This window comes from Streptomyces sp. NRRL WC-3549, assembly GCF_000721935.1.
GTDB lineage: Bacteria > Actinomycetota > Actinomycetes > Streptomycetales > Streptomycetaceae > Streptomyces.
The window spans coordinates 6,260-7,989 of the sequence record NZ_KL585441.1; the positions used below are offsets into that span (position 1 = coordinate 6,260).

At 75.4% G+C, this 1,730-nt stretch carries 1 protein-coding gene and 1 pseudogene; one reads left to right on the forward strand and one right to left on the reverse strand.

What is annotated here, in order from left to right; all coding sequences use genetic code 11:
- A pseudogene (locus IH13_RS39180) lies at positions 1 to 863 on the reverse strand (glycosyltransferase); the annotation flags it as partial.
- A 58-nt stretch (positions 864 to 921) separates the two neighbouring features.
- Between IH13_RS39180 and IH13_RS0133350 the strand changes: the two are divergent.
- On the forward strand, positions 922 to 1,707 hold the full coding sequence (locus IH13_RS0133350; RefSeq protein WP_031090408.1) for a glutamate racemase: 786 nt from the start codon (positions 922 to 924) through the stop codon (positions 1,705 to 1,707).
- Positions 1,708 to 1,730: the final 23 nt, after the last annotated feature.

The following is a 1,730-nucleotide window of genomic DNA, read 5'->3' on the forward strand; positions in this document are numbered from 1 at the left end:
CCAGCAGCAGCGCGCTGTGCCGCAGTTGCGCGTACGCACTGCGCGAGACCATCCGCCACAGGTCCCGCAGGCCGGGGTACGGCCGCACGCTGTCCACCCGGTCCGCGAGTCCCAGCCAGATCCGGCCCCCGCTGCGCTGTACCGCACCCGCCAGCGTCACGTCGTCGATCACCGCCTGCCGGATGGACTCCGGGATCCGCGCCCGCTCGGCGGCGTCGGCCCGCAGCAGCACACAGCCGCCCGCGGCCGCGGCCGTCCGCGTATGCGCCCGGTTCACCCACCGGAAGGGGTAGAGCTGACCGAAGAAGTAGACGAACGCCGGTACGACCAGCCGCTCCCAGGTGCTCGTCACCCTCAGCCGCGCCATCTGCGACACGAGGTCGAAACCGCCCTCGCCGCCCCTGGCGCCCTCGATCGGAGGGCCCGCGGCCGCGCGGACCAGCTCGCGCAGGCTGTCCGGCTCATGGGCGATGTCCGCGTCCGTCAGCAGCAGGAACTCGGGCTTCCGCCGCCGGGCCAGCGCGATCCCGTGGCGCAGCGCCCAGAGCTTGCCCGTCCAGCCGGGTCCGGGCTCACCGGGGGTCACCACCGTCAGGGGCAGCCCGCCGCAGCGCACGGACAGGGCACGGGCCAGCCGTCCCGTACCGTCGTCGCTGCAGTCGTCGACCAGGACGACCTCAGCCTCCCCGGGGTAGTCCTGGGCGAGCAGCGAGGGCAGGCTCGCCGGCAGTACCGCCGCCTCGTTCCACCGGTTCGTCGCGGTCGGGCAGCCGCTGGTCGGTCCGCCAGAAGAACCCCTGGCCCAGCAGCAGCCACACCCATGCGGACAACGACACCACGGCGATCCAGGCAACGGCGCTCATCCGCCGAAGTCTGCACCACTTCGGCGGCGGCGCAAGGGCGGTCGACTATGGTGACCGGGTGAAGATCGCACTCATGGACTCGGGAATCGGCCTGCTCGCGGCCGCGGCCGCGGTACGCCGACTGCGGCCCGACGCCGATCTGGTGCTGTCGTCCGACCCCGCCTCGATGCCCTGGGGACCCCGCACCCCCCAGGACGTGACCGAGCGGGCGCTCGCCGTGGCGCGGGCCGCCGCGGCCCACCGGCCGGACGCGCTGATCGTCGCCTGCAACACCGCGTCCGTCCACGCCCTGCCGGCCCTGCGGGACGAGCTGGAGCCCGCACTGCCCGTCGTCGGTACCGTGCCCGCGATCAAACCGGCCGCGGCCGGCGGCGGCCCGGTGGCGATCTGGGCCACCCCGGCGACCACCGGCAGCCCCTACCAGCGCGGACTGATCGGGGCCTTCGCGTCCCGCGTCGACGTGGTCGAGGTGCCCTGCCCGGGGCTCGCCGACGCCGTGGAGCACGCGGACGAGGCGGCGATCGACCGCGCCGTGGCCGCGGCGGCCGCCCTCACTCCGACCGGTGTGGCCGACGTCGTCCTGGGCTGCACCCACTACGAGCTCGTGGCGGAACGTATCCGCACCGCCGTGCGGCACCCCGGCCACCCGGACCCCACGTTCCACGGTTCCGCGGATGCGGTCGCCGCCCAGGCACTGCGCCGCATCGGTGCCGTACCCGCTCCGTCGGCCGAACCGTCCGGCACGCTCACCGTCCTCCTCGGCGGGCACGCTGCCGACCTGCCCGTACCCGCCCGGGCCTACGCGGAGGGCCGGCTCCTGCGGCCCGTGAGCCCCGCGCTCTGACGCGCCCGCCCGCACCCGCGGGC